Raw genomic sequence first — 19,086 nt, forward strand, 5'->3', positions numbered from 1 at the left:
TGGTCAGCGTCCGTTGCTGACCACATGACAATAAAAAACCGGACGATAGCTGACAATCATCCGGTTGTGACTCTCCGTGGCGCCTCGTTTTATTTCTGCGGAGTTGCAGTATGTTTCAGCGTAATTGCGAGGCTCTTCCCAGCCAGCTGTCCCAGTCTTTCCAGACCGGCTGCAGCCCCTGCGCGCTCAGGGCCGCGGCGACCGCTTCCGGACGTCGTCCATCATGTGGGGCAAACTGCTCCAGTTCAGGGTGGTCATCGGCATAACCGCCCGGCTGTGTTTTGGAAAATGCGCTCACGTTGTTTATCGCAAGCGGGATCACGCGGTCGCGGAACGCCGGTGATTCACGTGTTGAGAGCGATAATTCAACCTCCGGGGCAAGCAGGCGAAACGCGCAGATCGTTTGTACCAGCTGGCGCTTGTCCATGAGTGAGGCCGGTTCAATCCCGCCAGCACACGGGCGCAGCCGGGGGAAAGAGATGGAGTAGCGGCTCTGCCAGTAGTGCTGCTGAAGCCACAACAGATGTTCCGCCACCATATAACAATCCACGCGCCAGCTATCGGAAAGCCCAATCAGCGCACCAAGACCAATTTTGTCGATCCCGGCACGTCCGAGCCTGTCCGGTGTTTCAAGGCGGAAGAAGAAGTCCTGTTTCTTGCCCTTCAGGTGATGCCGGGCGTAGGTCGCTTCGTGGTACGTTTCCTGATAGACCATCACTCCATCCAGTCCGAGCGTTTTGAGCTCCGCATACTCATCCTGCGACAGGGGCTGCACTTCCATCTGCAACGAGGCGAACTGACGACGAATGGCAGGAAGGTGCTGGCGGAAATAGTCCATTCCGACTTTGCCCTGGTGCTCACCAGTGACCAGCAGGAGATGCTCGAAGCCCATTTCCCGGATAGCCGCACACTCGCGCGCGATCTCCTCCTCATCAAGTGTCTTACGCTTAATGCGGTTGCTCATGGAGAAGCCGCAGTAGGTACAGTCATTGGCGCACAGGTTTGAGAGATAGAGCGGGACGTAAAAGCTCACCGTGTTGCCAAAGCGCTGTCGGGTGAGACGCTGGGCGCGCTGGGCCATCGGTTCCAGGTAAGCGCTGGCCGCAGGGGAGAGCAGGGCCATTAAATCGTCGCGGGTCAGATGGCGTGCATTCAGTGCGCGCTCGACGTCGACCGGCGTTTTGCTGTTGATGCGCAGGGCAATGTCGTCCCAGTTAAGCTGCCGCCAGCGGTCGGTAAAGGTGGTCATGAGATTGCCTCCAGAAAACCGGTCAGCGGGCTGGTGGCCTGCGCCTGAAAACTGCGTGAGCCAGGGCCTGATTGCCGTGCCAGCAGGCCAGCCTCCACCGCCATGCGAAACGCGCGCGCCATCATGACCGGATCGTCGGCAACCGCGATGGCCGTGTTTACCAGCACCGCGTCCGCCCCCATCTCCAGCGCCTGCGCGGCATGGCTTGGTACACCAATACCCGCATCCACCACCACCGGCACGGTGGCCTGCTCAATGATGATCTCCAGCATTGCCCGGGTTTCCAGCCCCTGGTTGGAGCCAATAGGCGCGCCCAGCGGCATAACGGCGGCGCAGCCAACATCTTCCAGACGTTTGCAGAGTACCGGATCGGCACCGCAGTAAGGCAGAACGATGAACCCTTGTTGTACCAGCTTTTCTGCCGCTTTCAGCGTCTCGATCGGGTCGGGCAACAGCCAGCGAGCATCCGGGTGAATTTCCAGCTTCAGCCAGCGTGTGCCGAGCGCTTCACGCGCCAGTTGGGCGGCGAAAATGGCCTCTTCGGCCGTTTTCGCGCCGGAAGTATTTGGCAGTAGCGTGACGCCAGCTTCCAGTAAAGGCGCCAGAATGGCATCACTGTGATGGCGCAGATCCACGCGCTTTAACGCCAGCGTGACCAGCTGGCTGCCGCTTTCACGGATGGCATCGACCATCAGCTGGGGTGATGCGAATTTCCCGGTTCCGGTAAACAGATGTGAATCAAAGACTTTATCGGCAATACGTAACATCTCAGCCCCCTGCGATAACCTGAAACAGCAGGATCTGGTCGCCTTCACTGACCTGCTGATGTTCCCACTGCTCGCGCGGCAGGATCTGTTGATTGAGCGCCAGCGCCGTTCCCGGCTTGAGCTGGCGAAGCTTATCGAGCAGCACGGCAACGGTGAGCCCGTCCTCGCATTTCATCGGCTCATCGTTAAACAGAATGCGCATTGCCGCCTCCGCATACCGGGCAGTGGCTGGCACGGTGTAACGCCAGATGACGCCATCCGCTGGAGCGGGCGTCAAATAACCGCAACGTGTTGCGCTCGGTCTCCATTCCGCTGAGCAGCTTGATGGCCTCGAGCGCCTGCAGGGTACCCATCACCCCCACAACCGGGCCAAGAATGCCCGCGGTGCGACAGTTACGCTCTGGCTCAGCATCGTCTGGCCACAGACAGCGATAGCAGCCCTGCGCCCACGGCGGTGTCAGGACCATCATCTGCCCGCCGAATCCCACCGCGCTGGCGGTGATAAGCGGCGTATTTTTTGCGACACAGGCGGCGTTGATCGCCTGGCGGGTTGCCATATTGTCGGTGCAGTCCAGCACCACGTCGGCCAGGGCGACTTCTCGGCGCAGATTGTCGCCGCTGAGCCGCTCCTGACACGCAATGAGCTCAATATCCGGGTTCAGCTGGTTCAGGCGCTGGCGGGTAATGTGTACTTTGGGCTGGTTGATATCCTCGGTGGTGAAGAGGATTTGACGCTGCAGGTTGCTAAGATGCACCTCGTCGTCATCGGCCAGTACCAGCGTGCCCACGCCTGCACCGGCCAGATAGAGCGCGGCAGGCGCGCCTAATCCGCCCAGCCCGACAATCAAAACCCGGCTGGCGAGCAGCTTTTGCTGCCCGTCGATGGCGATATCCTCCAGCAGGAGCTGGCGGCTATAGCGCATAAAGTCACGATCATTCATCGCCTGCTCCTGCCAGTTGTAAGAGCTGCCGGGTGGCGGCCTGCCAGTCTGCGGCCTGGGTGATGGCACTGACGACGGCGATACTGCCGACACCGGTATCCAGCACGGCCGGCGCGCGTTCAAGGCTAATCCCGCCGATGGCCACGGTCGGGTACTGCGCAAGACGCTTCACGTGAGCCGCCAGCTGTGCCAGCCCTTGTGGCGCGGAGGGCATCTGTTTAGTTTGCGTCGGGAAGACGTGTCCAAGCGCAATGTACGAAGGGCGTGCCGCCAGCGCCACGTCAATCTCCATATCGTCATGGGTCGAGACACCCAGGCGCAAACCGGCTTCCCGGATGGCATTCAGGTCTGTGGTCTCCAGGTCCTCCTGACCCAGATGCACGCCGTAGGCGTGGTGCTTTATCGCCAGTCGCCAGTAGTCGTTGATAAACAGGCGGGCGTGATACCGACGCCCCAGCGCGATGGCGGCGGCGACATCGTTCTCCACCTCCTCATCGCGTTTATCTTTGATGCGCAGCTGCAGCGTGCGTACACCTGCCTCCAGCAGGCGGGCAACCCACTCCACGCTGTCCACCACCGGGTAGAGCCCCAAACGAAAGGGCACGGGTGGGAAATCGGGCTGGTACATTACGCCTCCTCTTTTTTGAGGTAGATTTCGCCGCCTTTCGCGCGGAAGGTTTCTGACATATCCGCCATGCCCACTTCAATGGTTTGCGCGGCGGCGTAGTCACGCACTTCCTGGCTGATCTTCATCGAGCAGAATTTTGGCCCACACATGGAGCAGAAATGGGCCACTTTGCCGGACTCCTGCGGCAGGGTTTCGTCGTGATAGGCGCGGGCGGTAAACGGGTCGAGCGCGAGGTTAAACTGATCTTCCCAGCGGAATTCAAAGCGGGCCTTCGACATCGCGTTATCGCGAATTTGCGCGCCCGGATGGCCTTTCGCCAGGTCCGCAGCGTGGGCGGCAATTTTGTAGGTGATAAGCCCCTGCTTCACGTCCTCTTTGTTGGGCAGACCGAGGTGCTCTTTTGGCGTCACATAGCAGAGCATGGCGCAACCGAACCAGCCGATCATTGCCGCACCAATTCCGGAGGTGAAGTGGTCGTAACCCGGGGCAATATCGGTGGTCAACGGCCCCAGGGTATAGAATGGTGCTTCATGGCAGTGCTCCAGTTCTTCCGTCATATTGCGGCGGATCATCTGCATGGGGACATGGCCCGGGCCTTCAATCATCACCTGCACGTCATACTCCCAGGCGATTTTGGTCAGCTCGCCCAGCGTGTGCAGTTCAGCAAACTGCGCTTCGTCGTTGGCATCACGAATGGAACCAGGGCGCAGGCCGTCGCCCAGCGACAGCGAGACGTCGTAAGCGGCACAGATTTCGCAGATCTCGCGGAAGTGTTCGTAGAGGAAGTTTTCCTGATGATGAGACAGACACCACTTCGCCATGATTGAGCCCCCGCGCGAGACAATGCCGGTCAGACGCTTCGCGGTCATCGGCACGTAGCGCAGCAGCACCCCCGCGTGGATGGTGAAGTAGTCTACACCCTGTTCAGCCTGCTCCAGCAGCGTGTCGCGGAACGCTTCCCAGGTGAGGTTTTCAGCGATACCGTTCACTTTCTCCAGCGCCTGATAGACCGGCACCGTTCCGATAGGCACCGGGCTGTTACGCAGGATCCACTCGCGGGTTTCGTGGATATAACGCCCGGTGGAGAGATCCATTACCGTGTCCGCGCCCCAGCGCGTTGACCAGACCAGCTTCTCGACCTCTTCTTCGATGGAGGAGGTGACCGCGGAGTTACCGATATTAGCGTTGACCTTCACCAGGAAGTTACGGCCGATAATCATCGGTTCAGATTCCGGGTGATTGATGTTGGCGGGGATAATCGCGCGGCCAGCGGCCACTTCATCGCGCACAAACTCCGGGGTGATGTTTTCCGGCAGGCGGGCACCGAAACCTTCGCCCGGATGCTGGTGGCGCAGCACTTCGCTACGGATGCGCTCACGGCCCATGTTTTCACGGATGGCGATAAACTCCATCTCCGGGGTGACGATCCCCTGACGCGCATAGTGCAGCTGGGTAACGCATTTGCCCGCTTTCGCACGTTTCGGCGTCAGCAGGCCCGCGAAGCGCAGTTCGTCCAGGCCGTCGTCGGCCAGACGCTCGTTGGTGTAGGCAGAGCTGCGAACCGTCAGTTCTTCGCAGTCGTTACGCGCGTCAATCCAGTGCTGGCGCAGTTTTGCCAGACCCTGCTGCACGTTAATGGCCACATCAGGATCGCCGTACGGGCCAGACGTGTCGTAGACTGGCACGGCTTCGTTGTCTTCATACTGCGGGTTTTCTTTGCTGCCGCCAAGAAGCGTCGGGCTAAGCTGGATTTCGCGCATCGGAACGCGGATATCCGCCTGAGAGCCGGTGATGTAAATACGCTTAGAGTTCGGGAAAGCGGTGCCTTCCAGGGTGTCGATGAAGTGTTGGGCGTGTGCGCGCTGTTCGCGGCGGGTCAGTTTAGTAGTAGACATAGCTCATTCCAAAAGTGAAGGACGTGGCTTGTCAGACGACGGATGAAGCAAGAGGAGATCGCCCGGGGGCGATACTACAGCAGTTTTACTCTTGTTCCCTTCGCAGGTATTAGCCTGATCAGGTTCCGCGGATCCCGAATTAACGGTCTCAGCCCGTGCTTTCACACTGGGCACTCCGACAAGAAATTTACACGCCATCGTTCACGCTATCGCATGAATGATTTCGTGTAATACCCCCTCCTGAGAGGGGCGAATGTTTGTAAACTACTCGTTAACGATTAAGAACTCAAGCAGGCCGCGCGATGTTATCTTCGTTGCTGGCCTTAGAATCGTTATCCAGCACGAGGGCGATCAGCTTATCCTCCAGCGAGAATCGCTCTTCCAGCGCTTCGCCGAGATCGGACAGCGCCTGTTGAAACTCAAGGTAGTTGTCGTGATCGATGGCGTTCTCGAGGGTAGAATCGTAGTAATTCATGATCTGCTGGGTATTGGCTTCCAGCAGCGGGTAGAGTTTGGATGCCGTTAAATACGGGCTAGTGCCTTCCATTTCGCGGATAATGCGTTCATAAATATTGAAATGGCCGTCGGACAGGTAGTCGACCAGGCTCTGACAAAAATCATCCAGCGCTTTTTCATTCAGCCGCATAAACGATTCTTTGCCAGGCTTAATACCGACCAGATTGTAATAAGCCACGAGTAGATGCTTGCGCACATGTAGCCAGCGATCCACCAGTTTGTTACTTCCTCTAACGCGCTCAGTCAGGCTTTCTAGCTGGTTTAACATGTTCGACTCCGCAAGGTTTAGAATTGATTCTGCTTATCCAAAATGTAACCACAATGCTAACAACATGTCAGTGAAGCGAAGGTAGTGCAATAGATATGGATCGTATTATTGAAAAATCAGATCTGGGTTGGTGGATTGTCAGTCACGAACAAAAATTATGGCTGCCCGGTGGGGAAATACCCTATGGCACTGCCGATCGTTTCGATCTCGTTGGTCAGCCTGCGCTGAAGATCGGCGAGTGGCAAGGGGAGCCGGTGTGGTTGATCCAGCAGCCTCGCCGCCAGGACATGGGATCCGTTCGTCAGGTGCTGGATCTCGATGTGGGCCTGTTCCAGCTGGCAGGCCGTGGCGTGCAGCTGGCCGAGTTTTACCGATCGCATAAATACTGCGGCTACTGCGGGCATACCATGCACCCGAGTAAAACCGAGTGGGCCATGCTCTGCAGCCACTGCCGTGAACGCTATTATCCGCAGATTGCGCCGTGCATTATCGTCGCTATCCGGCGTGACGATTCCATCCTGCTGGCACAACATACCCGCCATCGCAACGGCATTCATACTGTTCTTGCCGGGTTCGTTGAAGTGGGCGAAACGCTGGAGCAGGCGGTGGCGCGTGAAGTGATGGAAGAGAGCGGGATCCGGGTGAAGAACCTGCGTTACGTAACGTCTCAGCCGTGGCCGTTCCCACAGTCGCTGATGACGGCGTTTATGGCCGAATACGATAGCGGTGAGATTGTTATCGACCAGAAAGAGCTGCTGGACGCGAACTGGTACCGTTATGACGATTTGCCACTGTTACCCCCGCCGGGAACGGTAGCCCGTCGGCTGATAGAAGATACCGTGGCAATGTGTCGGGCCGAGTATGAGTAGTGTTACACTCACGGACTGACGCAATAAGGAACTGCAAAATGACCGAACTGAAGAACGATCGTTATCTGCGTGCGCTGCTGCGCCAGCCCGTTGATGTCACCCCGGTGTGGATGATGCGCCAGGCGGGGCGCTATCTGCCAGAGTACAAAGCCACGCGTGCGCAGGCGGGTGATTTTATGTCGCTGTGCAAAAATGCCGAGCTGGCCTGCGAAGTGACGCTCCAGCCGCTGCGCCGCTACCCGCTGGATGCCGCTATTCTCTTTTCGGACATTCTGACCATTCCGGATGCCATGGGCCTTGGGCTCTATTTCGAAACCGGTGAAGGTCCGCGTTTCACCTCCCCGATCAAAAGCAAAGCCGACGTTGATAAGCTGCCGGTACCGGATCCTGAGCAGGAGCTGGGGTACGTGATGAACGCCGTGCGCACAATTCGCCGTGAACTGAAAGGCGAAGTGCCGCTGATTGGCTTCTCAGGTAGCCCGTGGACGCTGGCGACCTATATGGTGGAAGGTGGCAGCAGCAAAGCCTTTACCGTCATTAAAAAGATGATGTACGCGGAGCCACAGGTGCTGCATACGCTGCTCGACAAGCTGGCGAAGAGCGTCACACTCTATCTTAACGCGCAGATTAAAGCAGGCGCGCAGTCGGTGATGATTTTCGATACCTGGGGCGGCGTGCTGACCGGGCGCGATTACCAGCAGTTCTCGCTGTATTACATGCATAAAATCGTCGATGGCCTGCTGCGTGAAAACGAAGGTCGCCGGGTGCCGGTGACGCTGTTCACCAAAGGCGGCGGGCAGTGGCTGGAAGCCATGGCCGCAACCGGCTGTGACGCGCTGGGTCTCGACTGGACAACCGATATTGCCGATGCGCGCCGTCGCGTGGGTGACAAAGTGGCGCTGCAGGGCAACATGGACCCGTCTATGCTCTATGCTCAGCCTGCCCGTATTGAGGAAGAGGTGGCCTCCATTCTTGCTGGTTTCGGCCAGGGCGAAGGACACGTGTTCAACCTCGGGCACGGTATTCATCAGGATGTACCGCCAGAACACGCTGGCGCGTTTGTGGAGGCGGTGCACCGACTTTCTGCACATTATCATCAGTAAGGAGTGGTTATGGATCTCGCGTCATTACGCGCTCAACAGATAGAACTGGCCTCATCCGTGATCCGCGAGGATCGTCTGGACACAGACCCGCCGCAGTACATTGGCGGAGCAGATGTGGGGTTTGAGCAGGGAGGTGAAGTGACGCGGGCGGCAATGGTGCTGCTGAAGTATCCCTCGCTGGAACTGGTGGAGTACAAGGTGGCGCGTATCGCCACCACCATGCCGTACATTCCTGGCTTTCTCTCATTCCGTGAATATCCCGCGCTGCTGGCAGCGTGGGAGCAACTCTCGCAAAAACCCAACCTGCTGTTTGTCGACGGCCATGGTATCTCTCATCCGCGCCGCTTAGGCGTCGCCAGCCATTTTGGGCTGCTGGTGGATGTCCCCACCATCGGTGTGGCTAAAAAACGTCTGTGCGGTGCGTTTGAGCCGCTCTCCGCCGAGCCAGGCGCGCTGGCACCTCTCATCGATAAGGGTGAGCAACTGGCGTGGGTCTGGCGCAGTAAAGCGCGTTGTAACCCCCTGTTTATCGCCACCGGGCATCGGGTGAGCACGGACAGTGCGCTGGCGTGGGTGCAGCGCTGCATGAAAGGGTATCGCTTACCGGAGCCCACCCGCTGGGCTGATGCCGTAGCGTCAGGGCGTCCGGCTTTTACGCGTTGGCAAGAAATTCAGTGATGATTCAGGTAAACTGCGGCTAATTTTCGATTCGAGACCTCATCATGCTACAAAACCCGATTCATCTGCGCCTTGAGAAGCTGGAAAGCTGGCAGCACGTGACTTTTATGGCTTGCCTGTGCGAGCGCATGTATCCCAACTATGCCGCGTTCTGCAAGCAGACAGGCTTTGGTGAAGGGCAGATTTATCGCCGCATCCTGGATTTAATCTGGGAGACGCTGACGGTCAAAGACGCTAAGGTGAACTTCGACTCTCAGCTTGAAAAGCTTGAAGAGGCGATCCCGGCGGCGGATGACTACGACCTGTATGGTGTCTATCCGGCCATTGATGCCTGCGTGGCATTAAGCGAACTGATTCATTCCCGTCTGAGCGGTGAAACGCTGGAGCATGCTATCGAAGTCAGCAAGGCATCCATTACGACCGTCGCGATGCTGGAAATGACCCAGGAAGGTCGGGAAATGACCGACGAAGAGCTGCGAGTGAACCCCGCGGTTGAGCAGGAATGGGATATCCAGTGGGAAATTTTCCGCCTGCTGGCAGAGTGTGAAGAACGCGATATTGAGCTGATAAAAGGGCTCCGTGCGGACTTACGTGAGGCTGGTGAGAGCAATATTGGTATAATTTTTAACCAATGAGACAACAAAACTTGATATAACGCTCGTTTTGTCGCTCCTCGACTCTTCCCTTTCGCCCCTTGTCTGGTCTACATTTGGGGGGCGAAAAAAAGTGGCTATCGGTGCGTGTATGCAGGAGAGTGCTTTTTTGGCATTTTCGTCGCACTCGATGCTTAGCAAGCGATAAACACATTGAAAGGATAACTTATGAACAAGACTCAACTGATTGATGTAATTGCGGACAAGGCTGATCTGTCTAAAGTGCAGGCTAAAGCTGCTCTGGAATCTACCCTGGCTGCTATTACTGAGTCTCTGAAAGAAGGTGATGCTGTACAACTGGTTGGTTTCGGTACCTTCAAAGTGAACCACCGCGCTGAGCGTACTGGCCGCAACCCGCAGACCGGTAAAGAAATCAAAATCGCCGCAGCTAACGTGCCGGCATTTGTTTCTGGTAAAGCACTGAAAGACGCTGTTAAGTAAGAAGCGTGGCAGTGAACAGTTTTAACGAAGGGGCGGCAACGCCCCTTTTGTCTGTCTGGCGTGGTCTTTTCGCGCTAGCGGGCGTGATGTTTCTGTCCGCCTGTAGCCACGACACCTCTCTGCCACCGTTTACCGCCAGCGGCTACGCTGACAACCAGGGTGCGGTAAGGATCTGGCGCAAAGATTCTGGCGGCGAAGTGCATCTGCTTTCTGCTTTCAGTCCGTGGCATAACGGCAATACGTCGACCGCGGAGTATCGCTGGCAGGGCGATGACCTGTCGCTGATAGAACTGAATGTCTACAGCAAGACCCCCGAACATGTGAAAGTGCGTTTTGATGACCATGGCGAGCTGAGCTTTATGCAGCGGGAAGTCAGCGGTCAAAAACAGCAGCTTTCCAGCGATCAAGTCGCACTCTATCGTTATCGTGCCGAACAAATCCGCCAGACCAGCGATGCGCTGCGTCAGGGACGCGTTGTGCTGCGCCAGGGGCGCTGGCATGCTAATGGCACGGTAACAACCTGCGAAGGGCAAACCGTTAAGCCTGAGCTTGAAGCCTGGGCAACCGAACATATTGAGCGCCGTCAGCGGCATTCATCAATGGAAGTGAGTGTGGCGTGGCTGGAAGCGCCGGAAGGTTCTCAACTGCTGCTGGTCGCGAACGAAGACTTCTGCACCTGGCAGCCGACAGAAAAGAGTTTTTGAGTGACGTCCCCTCTCCCTGACGGGAGAGGGGCTGGCTGAAGAATTACTCGCCCTGCTCACGCGCAATTGCGCGATAGCCGATATCCTGGCGGCTAAAGCTACCGTTCCAGTGAATATCTGCCATCAGCGCATAGGCACGCTTCTGTGCTTCTGCAACGGTGTGACCCAGCGCGGTCGCACACAGTACACGGCCGCCATTGGTCAGCACGCGATCGTCGTCAGACAGCTTCGTGCCGGCGTGGAATACCTTCGCGCCTTCCACTTCTTCCAGCGGTAAACCGTGGATCTCATCACCGGTATTGTAATTACCCGGATAACCCCCCGCAGCAATCACCACGCCCAGAGAAGCACGTTCATCCCACTCAGACGTTTTCTCATCCAGCTTACCTTCACAGGCGGCAAGACACAGTTCCACCAGGTCAGATTTCATGCGCAGCATGATTGGCTGCGTTTCCGGATCGCCGAAGCGGCAGTTGAACTCAATCACCTTCGGATTGCCCTGCTTGTCGATCATCAGGCCTGCATAGAGGAAACCGGTGTAAGTATTACCTTCGGCAGCCATGCCTTTGACGGTTGGCCAGATAATGCGGTCCATGGTGCGCTGATGCACTTCGTCAGTGACCACAGGGGCAGGGGAGTAAGCGCCCATACCGCCGGTGTTTGGACCGGTATCTGCATTGCCAACGCGTTTATGATCCTGGCTGGTGGCCATCGGCAGAACATGCTCGCCGTCGACCATCACGATAAAGCTCGCCTCTTCACCGTCAAGGAACTCTTCAATCACGATGCGATGGCCCGCGTCGCCAAAGGCGTTGCCTGCCAGCATATCCTGAACCGCGGCTTCGGCTTCCTCGAGCGTCATCGCCACGATAACGCCTTTACCGGCGGCCAGACCGTCGGCTTTGATAACGATAGGCGCACCTTTTTCACGTAAGTAAGCCAGGGCTGGCTCTACTTCGGTGAAATTCTGATATTCCGCCGTCGGGATGTTATGACGTGCGAGGAAATCTTTGGTGAAGGCTTTCGAACCTTCCAGCTGTGCAGCCCCTTCCGTTGGGCCGAAGATTTGCAGGCCAGCAGCCCGGAAGGCGTCAACGACGCCAATCACCAGCGGCGCTTCCGGACCCACGATGGTCAGATCGATTTTCTCCTGCTGAGCAAAGCTCAACAGGGCCGGGATATCGGTCACGCCGATAGCGACGTTCTGTAACGTGGGTTCCAGCGCAGTACCGGCATTACCCGGTGCCACAAAGACGGTTTTTACCTGCGGCGACTGGGCCGCTTTCCACGCCAGAGCGTGCTCGCGCCCGCCATTACCAATGACTAATACTTTCATTTTCTGCTCCGTGGATTAATGGCGGAAGTGACGCATGTCGGTGAAGATCATCGCAATACCGTGTTCGTCAGCAGCGGCAATGACTTCGTCGTCACGGATTGAGCCGCCAGGCTGGATAACACAGGTAATGCCCACTGCCGCAGCAGCGTCGATACCGTCACGGAACGGGAAGAAGGCGTCAGAAGCCATTGCCGAGCCTTTCACTTCCAGACCTTCATCGGCCGCTTTGATACCGGCAATTTTCGCGGAGTAAACGCGGCTCATCTGGCCTGCGCCTATTCCGATAGTCATGTTCTCTTTTGCATAGACAATCGCGTTGGATTTCACGAACTTCGCAACCTTCCAGCAGAACAGCGCGTCACGCAGTTCCTGCTCGGTAGGCTGGCGTTTCGTCACGACGCGCAGATCGCCCGCGGTAACCATGCCCAGATCGCGATCCTGAACCAGCAGACCGCCGTTCACGCGTTTGAAGTCCAGACCCGGTACGCGCTCATCCCACTGGCCACACACCAGTACGCGCACGTTCTGTTTTGCCGCGGTGATTTTCAGGGCTTCGTCGGATGCAGAAGGAGCGATGATCACTTCGACAAACTGACGGGAGATGATGGCCTGTGCTGTGTCAGCGTCCAGCTCGCGGTTGAAGGCGATAATGCCGCCGAATGCGGAGGTTGGGTCGGTTTTATACGCGCGATCATAGGCGTCAAGAATGGAGGTGCTTACCGCTACGCCACATGGATTCGCGTGCTTCACGATTACGCAGGCGGGTTCACTGAACGCTTTCACGCACTCGAGCGCTGCATCGGTGTCAGCGATGTTGTTGTAGGAGAGTGCCTTGCCCTGAACCTGCTGTGCGGTCGCAACAGAGGCTTCTTTTACCTCTTCTTCTATATAGAAGGCAGCCTGCTGGTGGCTGTTCTCTCCGTAACGCATATCCTGCTTCTTAATGAAGTTCAGGTTCAGCGTACGCGGGAAGCGGCCGGAAGGTTCAGTGCTTTCGCCATGATAAGCAGGCACCAGGCTACCGAAGTAGTTGGCGATCATGCTGTCGTACGCGGCGGTGTGCTCGAATGCTTTGATGGCGAGGTCGAAACGCGTCTCCAGCGTCAGCGACCCTTCGTTGGCATCCATCTCATTAATAATGGTGTTGTAGTCGCTGCTCTTCACCACGATGGCAACATCTTTATGGTTCTTAGCCGCTGAGCGCACCATGGTTGGGCCGCCGATATCAATATTTTCGACGGCGTCTTCCAGAGAGCAGCCTTCGCGGGCAACGGTCTGCGCGAACGGGTAGAGGTTAACGACGACCATGTCGATTGGCGCGATATCATGCTTTTCCATAATGCCGTCGTCCTGGCCGCGACGACCAAGAATACCGCCGTGGACCTTCGGGTGCAGGGTCTTGACGCGTCCATCCATCATTTCCGGAAAACCGGTGTAATCGGACACTTCGGTTACCGGCAGACCTTTCTCTGCTAACAGGCGAGCGGTACCACCTGTAGAAAGCAGCTCCACACCGCGTGCAGAAAGTGCCTGAGCGAATTCGACGATACCGGCTTTATCAGAAACACTGAGCAGAGCGCGGCGGACTGGACGACGTTGTTGCATGGTAAATCCCCTGGATTTCACGATTACAGAGAGCGTTAGATGAATTTTCCAGCGAAAAACTCATCTAACACACCTGACGAGGCATCCTTGTTAAGCGCGAGCATTTTAACGAAAACGTTTGCGCAACGCTCGCGAATTTTCACTTTTTCGTATCTCTGTGGATAAGTCTGTGTGTAAAAGGGTATAAGGCGGGGTTTTGCTGGGGAATGCAGCAGTCAGTCATTTTTCTGTCATTTAGCGGTTGCGGCCTGCAGAGAACTCCCTATAATGCGCCTCCATCGACACGGCGGATGTGAATCACTTCACAGATAACCCGGTCGGTTGAAGAGAAAAAATCCTGAACATCAGGGTTGACTCTGAAAGAGGAAAGCGTAATATACGCCACCTCGCGACGGTGAGCTACAAGCCGCGTCGCAACTGCTCTTTAACAATTTATCAGACAATCTGTGTGGGCACTCAAAGTGACATGGATTCTTAATGTCTTCGGACACTAAATGAATACCAAGTCTCTGAGTGAACATACGTAATTCATTACGAAGTTTAATTCACGAGCATCAAACTTAAATTGAAGAGTTTGATCATGGCTCAGATTGAACGCTGGCGGCAGGCCTAACACATGCAAGTCGAACGGTAGCACAGAGAGCTTGCTCTCGGGTGACGAGTGGCGGACGGGTGAGTAATGTCTGGGAAACTGCCTGATGGAGGGGGATAACTACTGGAAACGGTAGCTAATACCGCATAACGTCGCAAGACCAAAGAGGGGGACCTTCGGGCCTCTTGCCATCAGATGTGCCCAGATGGGATTAGCTAGTAGGTGGGGTAACGGCTCACCTAGGCGACGATCCCTAGCTGGTCTGAGAGGATGACCAGCCACACTGGAACTGAGACACGGTCCAGACTCCTACGGGAGGCAGCAGTGGGGAATATTGCACAATGGGCGCAAGCCTGATGCAGCCATGCCGCGTGTATGAAGAAGGCCTTCGGGTTGTAAAGTACTTTCAGCGGGGAGGAAGGTGTTGTGGTTAATAACCGCAGCAATTGACGTTACCCGCAGAAGAAGCACCGGCTAACTCCGTGCCAGCAGCCGCGGTAATACGGAGGGTGCAAGCGTTAATCGGAATTACTGGGCGTAAAGCGCACGCAGGCGGTCTGTCAAGTCGGATGTGAAATCCCCGGGCTCAACCTGGGAACTGCATTCGAAACTGGCAGGCTAGAGTCTTGTAGAGGGGGGTAGAATTCCAGGTGTAGCGGTGAAATGCGTAGAGATCTGGAGGAATACCGGTGGCGAAGGCGGCCCCCTGGACAAAGACTGACGCTCAGGTGCGAAAGCGTGGGGAGCAAACAGGATTAGATACCCTGGTAGTCCACGCCGTAAACGATGTCGACTTGGAGGTTGTGCCCTTGAGGCGTGGCTTCCGGAGCTAACGCGTTAAGTCGACCGCCTGGGGAGTACGGCCGCAAGGTTAAAACTCAAATGAATTGACGGGGGCCCGCACAAGCGGTGGAGCATGTGGTTTAATTCGATGCAACGCGAAGAACCTTACCTACTCTTGACATCCAGAGAACTTTCCAGAGATGGATTGGTGCCTTCGGGAACTCTGAGACAGGTGCTGCATGGCTGTCGTCAGCTCGTGTTGTGAAATGTTGGGTTAAGTCCCGCAACGAGCGCAACCCTTATCCTTTGTTGCCAGCGGTCCGGCCGGGAACTCAAAGGAGACTGCCAGTGATAAACTGGAGGAAGGTGGGGATGACGTCAAGTCATCATGGCCCTTACGAGTAGGGCTACACACGTGCTACAATGGCGCATACAAAGAGAAGCGAACTCGCGAGAGCAAGCGGACCTCATAAAGTGCGTCGTAGTCCGGATTGGAGTCTGCAACTCGACTCCATGAAGTCGGAATCGCTAGTAATCGTAGATCAGAATGCTACGGTGAATACGTTCCCGGGCCTTGTACACACCGCCCGTCACACCATGGGAGTGGGTTGCAAAAGAAGTAGGTAGCTTAACCTTCGGGAGGGCGCTTACCACTTTGTGATTCATGACTGGGGTGAAGTCGTAACAAGGTAACCGTAGGGGAACCTGCGGTTGGATCACCTCCTTACCTTAAAGAACCTGCCTTTGTAGTGCTCACACAGATTGTCTGATGAATGATAAATTTCAAAATGTACTGCGAAGTGCATTGTGAAATTTTGCTCTTTAAAAATCTGGATCAAGCTGAAAATTGAAACGACACACATGTTATGTGTGTTCGAGTCTCTCAAATTTTCACAAACCGGTGGTGAATCGAAAGAAACATCTTCGGGTTGTGAGGTTAAGCGACTAAGCGTACACGGTGGATGCCCTGGCAGTCAGAGGCGATGAAGGACGTGCTAATCTGCGAAAAGCGCCGGCGAGGTGATATGAACCTTTGACCCGGCGATGTCCGAATGGGGAAACCCAGTGTGTTCCGACACACTATCGTTAACTGAATACATAGGTTAACGAGGCGAACCGGGGGAACTGAAACATCTAAGTACCCCGAGGAAAAGAAATCAACCGAGATTCCCCCAGTAGCGGCGAGCGAACGGGGAGCAGCCCAGAGTCTGAATCAGCTTGTGTGTTAGTGGAAGCGTCTGGAAAGTCGCACGGTACAGGGTGAAAGTCCCGTACACGAAAGCACACAGGCTGTGAACTCGAAGAGTAGGGCGGGACACGTGGTATCCTGTCTGAATATGGGGGGACCATCCTCCAAGGCTAAATACTCCTGACTGACCGATAGTGAACCAGTACCGTGAGGGAAAGGCGAAAAGAACCCCGGCGAGGGGAGTGAAAAAGAACCTGAAACCGTGTACGTACAAGCAGTGGGAGCCTCTTTATGGGGTGACTGCGTACCTTTTGTATAATGGGTCAGCGACTTATATTCTGTAGCAAGGTTAACCGTATAGGGGAGCCGAAGGGAAACCGAGTCTTAACTGGGCGTTAAGTTGCAGGGTATAGACCCGAAACCCGGTGATCTAGCCATGGGCAGGTTGAAGGTTGGGTAACACTAACTGGAGGACCGAACCGACTAATGTTGAAAAATTAGCGGATGACTTGTGGCTGGGGGTGAAAGGCCAATCAAACCGGGAGATAGCTGGTTCTCCCCGAAAGCTATTTAGGTAGCGCCTCGTGAACTCATCTTCGGGGGTAGAGCACTGTTTCGGCTAGGGGGCCATCCCGGCTTACCAACCCGATGCAAACTACGAATACCGAAGAATGTTATCACGGGAGACACACGGCGGGTGCTAACGTCCGTCGTGAAGAGGGAAACAACCCAGACCGCCAGCTAAGGTCCCAAAGTCATGGTTAAGTGGGAAACGATGTGGGAAGGCACAGACAGCCAGGATGTTGGCTTAGAAGCAGCCATCATTTAAAGAAAGCGTAATAGCTCACTGGTCGAGTCGGCCTGCGCGGAAGATGTAACGGGGCTAAACCATGCACCGAAGCTGCGGCAGCGACGCTTATGCGTTGTTGGGTAGGGGAGCGTTCTGTAAGCCGTTGAAGGTGTCCTGTGAGGGGTGCTGGAGGTATCAGAAGTGCGAATGCTGACATAAGTAACGATAAAGCGGGTGAAAAGCCCGCTCGCCGGAAGACCAAGGGTTCCTGTCCAACGTTAATCGGGGCAGGGTGAGTCGACCCCTAAGGCGAGGCCGAAAGGCGTAGTCGATGGGAAACAGGTTAATATTCCTGTACTTGGTGTTACTGCGAAGGGGGGACGGAGAAGGCTATGTTAGCCGGGCGACGGTTGTCCCGGTTTAAGCATGTAGGCGGAACGATTAGGTAAATCCGGTCGTTTATTAACGCTGAGGTGTGATGACGAGGCACTACGGTGCTGAAGTAACAAATGCCCTGCTTCCAGGAAAAGCCTCTAAGCATCAGGTAACATCAAATCGTACCCCAAACCGACACAGGTGGTCAGGTAGAGAATACCAAGGCGCTTGAGAGAACTCGGGTGAAGGAACTAGGCAAAATGGTGCCGTAACTTCGGGAGAAGGCACGCTGATATGTAGGTGAAGCCCCTGCGGGTGGAGCTGAAATCAGTCGAAGATACCAGCTGGCTGCAACTGTTTATTAAAAACACAGCACTGTGCAAACACGAAAGTGGACGTATACGGTGTGACGCCTGCCCGGTGCCGGAAGGTTAATTGATGGGGTTAGCGGTAACGCGAAGCTCTTGATCGAAGCCCCGGTAAACGGCGGCCGTAACTATAACGGTCCTAAGGTAGCGAAATTCCTTGTCGGGTAAGTTCCGACCTGCACGAATGGCGTAATGATGGCCAGGCTGTCTCCACCCGAGACTCAGTGAAATTGAACTCGCTGTGAAGATGCAGTGTACCCGCGGCAAGACGGAAAGACCCCGTGAACCTTTACTATAGCTTGACACTGAACACTGGTCCTTGATGTGTAGGATAGGTGGGAGGCTTTGAAGCGTGGACGCCAGTCTGCGTGGAGCCAACCTTGAAATACCACCCTTTAATGGCTGGTGTTCTAACGTAGACCCGTAATCCGGGTTGCGGACAGTGTCTGGTGGGTAGTTTGACTGGGGCGGTCTCCTCCCAAAGAGTAACGGAGGAGCACGAAGGTTAGCTAATCCTGGTCGGACATCAGGAGGTTAGTGCAATGGCATAAGCTAGCTTGACTGCGAGAGTGACGGCTCGAGCAGGTGCGAAAGCAGGTCATAGTGATCCGGTGGTTCTGAATGGAAGGGCCATCGCTCAACGGATAAAAGGTACTCCGGGGATAACAGGCTGATACCGCCCAAGAGTTCATATCGACGGCGGTGTTTGGCACCTCGATGTCGGCTCATCACATCCTGGGGCTGAAGTAGGTCCCAAGGGTATGGCTGTTCGCCATTTAAAGTGGTACGCGAGCTGGGTTTAGAACGTCGTGAGACAGTTCGGTCCCTATCTGCCGTGGGCGCTGGAGAATTGAGGGGGGCTGCTCCTAGTACGAGAGGACCGGAGTGGACGCATCACTGGTGTTCGGGTTGTCATGCCAATGGCACTGCCCGGTAGCTAAATGCGGAAGAGATAAGTGCTGAAAGCATCTAAGCACGAAACTTGCCCCGAGATGAGTTCTCCCTGAGACTTTAAGTCTCCTGAAGGAACGTTGAAGACTACGACGTTGATAGGTCGGGTGTGTAAGCGCAGCGATGCGTTGAGCTAACCGATACTAATGAACCGTGAGGCTTAACCTTACAACGCCGAAGATGTTTTGGCGATGAGAGACGATTTTCAGCTGATACAGATAACAGAATTTGCCTGGCGGCTTTAGCGCGGTGGTCCCACCTGACCCCATGCCGAACTCAGAAGTGAAACGCCGTAGCGCCGATGGTAGTGTGGGGTCTCCCCATGTGAGAGTAGGGAACTGCCAGGCATCAATTAAAAGAACCCCGTACCGTATGGTGCGGGGTT

14 protein-coding genes, 3 rRNA genes, 2 pseudogenes and 1 riboswitch are annotated in these 19,086 nt (G+C 55.8%); of the genes and pseudogenes, 9 read left to right on the plus strand and 10 right to left on the minus strand.

The features are described from left to right. Positions 1-115 precede the first annotated feature (115 nt). From thiH to ACMGG3_RS19525, 7 genes are all read right to left on the minus strand, one after another. The gene (gene thiH, locus ACMGG3_RS19495; RefSeq protein WP_414149388.1) at positions 116-1,249 is read right to left on the minus strand and encodes a 2-iminoacetate synthase ThiH; all 1,134 of its coding nucleotides are present in this window, start codon (positions 1,247-1,249) and stop codon (positions 116-118) included. Further along, complete coding sequence (thiG, locus tag ACMGG3_RS19500; protein WP_014168160.1) at positions 1,246-2,016, minus strand: thiazole synthase; 771 nt, start codon at positions 2,014-2,016, stop codon at positions 1,246-1,248. The genes thiH and thiG overlap by 4 nt, the downstream gene beginning before the upstream one ends. 1 nt (position 2,017) lies before the next feature. After that, positions 2,018-2,218, minus strand: coding sequence for a sulfur carrier protein ThiS (gene thiS / locus ACMGG3_RS19505; RefSeq protein WP_014168161.1), 201 nt, complete (start codon positions 2,216-2,218; stop codon positions 2,018-2,020). Beyond that, complete coding sequence (gene thiF, locus ACMGG3_RS19510) at positions 2,202-2,957, minus strand: thiazole biosynthesis adenylyltransferase ThiF (RefSeq protein ID WP_333180175.1); 756 nt, start codon at positions 2,955-2,957, stop codon at positions 2,202-2,204. Before thiF ends, thiS begins: the two co-directional genes overlap by 17 nt. Then, entirely contained in the window at positions 2,950-3,585 is a 636-nt protein-coding gene (gene thiE, locus ACMGG3_RS19515; RefSeq protein WP_414149389.1) for a thiamine phosphate synthase, read from the minus strand. The genes thiF and thiE overlap by 8 nt, the downstream gene beginning before the upstream one ends. After that, on the minus strand, positions 3,585-5,480 hold the full coding sequence (gene thiC, locus ACMGG3_RS19520; protein ID WP_414149390.1) for a phosphomethylpyrimidine synthase ThiC: 1,896 nt from the start codon (positions 5,478-5,480) through the stop codon (positions 3,585-3,587). The genes thiE and thiC overlap by 1 nt, the downstream gene beginning before the upstream one ends. A gap of 78 nt (positions 5,481-5,558) precedes the next feature. Further along, positions 5,559-5,668: riboswitch (TPP riboswitch) on the minus strand. A gap of 98 nt (positions 5,669-5,766) precedes the next feature. Further along, the gene (locus ACMGG3_RS19525; RefSeq protein WP_014168165.1) at positions 5,767-6,264 is read right to left on the minus strand and encodes an Rsd/AlgQ family anti-sigma factor; all 498 of its coding nucleotides are present in this window, start codon (positions 6,262-6,264) and stop codon (positions 5,767-5,769) included. Positions 6,265-6,359: 95 nt separating this feature from the next. Here ACMGG3_RS19525 and nudC point away from each other — a divergent pair. Then, positions 6,360-7,112, plus strand: a pseudogene (gene nudC / locus ACMGG3_RS19530) (NAD(+) diphosphatase); the annotation flags it as partial. Here the strand turns inward: nudC and ACMGG3_RS19535 are convergent. Next, a pseudogene (locus ACMGG3_RS19535) lies at positions 7,081-7,170 on the minus strand (hypothetical protein); the annotation flags it as partial. The pseudogenes nudC and ACMGG3_RS19535 overlap by 32 nt on opposite strands. Position 7,171: 1 nt before the next feature. On the opposite strand from ACMGG3_RS19535, the gene hemE reads away from it, so the two are divergent. The 5 genes from hemE (at position 7,172) to ACMGG3_RS19560 (ending at position 10,712) form a co-directional block, all read left to right on the plus strand. Then, positions 7,172-8,236 carry a uroporphyrinogen decarboxylase gene (gene hemE / locus ACMGG3_RS19540; protein WP_108647624.1) on the plus strand — a complete coding sequence of 355 codons (1,065 nt, stop codon included), beginning with the start codon at positions 7,172-7,174 and terminating at the stop codon, positions 8,234-8,236. A gap of 9 nt (positions 8,237-8,245) precedes the next feature. Beyond that, positions 8,246-8,914: a deoxyribonuclease V gene (nfi, locus tag ACMGG3_RS19545; RefSeq protein ID WP_041162373.1), complete on the plus strand. Its 669-nt coding sequence runs from the start codon at positions 8,246-8,248 to the stop codon at positions 8,912-8,914. Between the two features lie 44 nt (positions 8,915-8,958). Further along, complete coding sequence (locus ACMGG3_RS19550; protein WP_014168169.1) at positions 8,959-9,549, plus strand: YjaG family protein; 591 nt, start codon at positions 8,959-8,961, stop codon at positions 9,547-9,549. Between the two features lie 186 nt (positions 9,550-9,735). Beyond that, positions 9,736-10,008: a nucleoid-associated protein HU-alpha gene (hupA, locus tag ACMGG3_RS19555; protein WP_002445246.1), complete on the plus strand. Its 273-nt coding sequence runs from the start codon at positions 9,736-9,738 to the stop codon at positions 10,006-10,008. 11 nt (positions 10,009-10,019) lie between these two features. Next, positions 10,020-10,712, plus strand: a complete 693-nt coding sequence (locus ACMGG3_RS19560; protein ID WP_025206411.1) for a DUF1481 domain-containing protein — start codon at positions 10,020-10,022, stop codon at positions 10,710-10,712. Between the two features lie 43 nt (positions 10,713-10,755). Here ACMGG3_RS19560 and purD read toward each other — a convergent pair whose 3' ends face one another. Next, entirely contained in the window at positions 10,756-12,048 is a 1,293-nt protein-coding gene (purD, locus tag ACMGG3_RS19565) for a phosphoribosylamine--glycine ligase (RefSeq protein WP_020882989.1), read from the minus strand. Positions 12,049-12,063: 15 nt separating this feature from the next. Next, entirely contained in the window at positions 12,064-13,653 is a 1,590-nt protein-coding gene (gene purH / locus ACMGG3_RS19570) for a bifunctional phosphoribosylaminoimidazolecarboxamide formyltransferase/IMP cyclohydrolase (protein ID WP_047954909.1), read from the minus strand. 562 nt (positions 13,654-14,215) lie between these two features. Here purH and ACMGG3_RS19575 point away from each other — a divergent pair. From ACMGG3_RS19575 to rrf, 3 genes are all read left to right on the plus strand, one after another. After that, a 16S ribosomal RNA gene (locus tag ACMGG3_RS19575) occupies positions 14,216-15,755 on the plus strand. A gap of 208 nt (positions 15,756-15,963) precedes the next feature. Further along, positions 15,964-18,869: ribosomal RNA gene (locus ACMGG3_RS19580) — 23S ribosomal RNA — on the plus strand. Positions 18,870-18,932: 63 nt separating this feature from the next. Next, positions 18,933-19,048 (plus strand): 5S ribosomal RNA (gene rrf / locus ACMGG3_RS19585). The 16S, 23S and 5S rRNA genes sit together here, the layout of an rRNA operon. The last annotated feature ends 38 nt before the right edge of the window (positions 19,049-19,086 follow it).

Source organism: Enterobacter sp. BNK-18, assembly GCF_047456135.1.
Lineage (GTDB): Bacteria > Pseudomonadota > Gammaproteobacteria > Enterobacterales > Enterobacteriaceae > Enterobacter > Enterobacter ludwigii.

Coding starts and splice junctions, on each gene's coding strand:
- thiH (WP_414149388.1), bottom strand. CDS start 1,249: ATGACCACCTTTACCGACCGCTGGCGGCAGCTTAACTGGGACGACATT.
- thiG (WP_014168160.1), bottom strand. CDS start 2,016: ATGTTACGTATTGCCGATAAAGTCTTTGATTCACATCTGTTTACCGGA.
- thiS (WP_014168161.1), bottom strand. CDS start 2,218: ATGCGCATTCTGTTTAACGATGAGCCGATGAAATGCGAGGACGGGCTC.
- thiF (WP_333180175.1), bottom strand. CDS start 2,957: ATGAATGATCGTGACTTTATGCGCTATAGCCGCCAGCTCCTGCTGGAG.
- thiE (WP_414149389.1), bottom strand. CDS start 3,585: ATGTACCAGCCCGATTTCCCACCCGTGCCCTTTCGTTTGGGGCTCTAC.
- thiC (WP_414149390.1), bottom strand. CDS start 5,480: ATGTCTACTACTAAACTGACCCGCCGCGAACAGCGCGCACACGCCCAA.
- ACMGG3_RS19525 (WP_014168165.1), bottom strand. CDS start 6,264: ATGTTAAACCAGCTAGAAAGCCTGACTGAGCGCGTTAGAGGAAGTAAC.
- hemE (WP_108647624.1), top strand. CDS start 7,172: ATGACCGAACTGAAGAACGATCGTTATCTGCGTGCGCTGCTGCGCCAG.
- nfi (WP_041162373.1), top strand. CDS start 8,246: ATGGATCTCGCGTCATTACGCGCTCAACAGATAGAACTGGCCTCATCC.
- ACMGG3_RS19550 (WP_014168169.1), top strand. CDS start 8,959: ATGCTACAAAACCCGATTCATCTGCGCCTTGAGAAGCTGGAAAGCTGG.
- hupA (WP_002445246.1), top strand. CDS start 9,736: ATGAACAAGACTCAACTGATTGATGTAATTGCGGACAAGGCTGATCTG.
- purD (WP_020882989.1), bottom strand. CDS start 12,048: ATGAAAGTATTAGTCATTGGTAATGGCGGGCGCGAGCACGCTCTGGCG.
- purH (WP_047954909.1), bottom strand. CDS start 13,653: ATGCAACAACGTCGTCCAGTCCGCCGCGCTCTGCTCAGTGTTTCTGAT.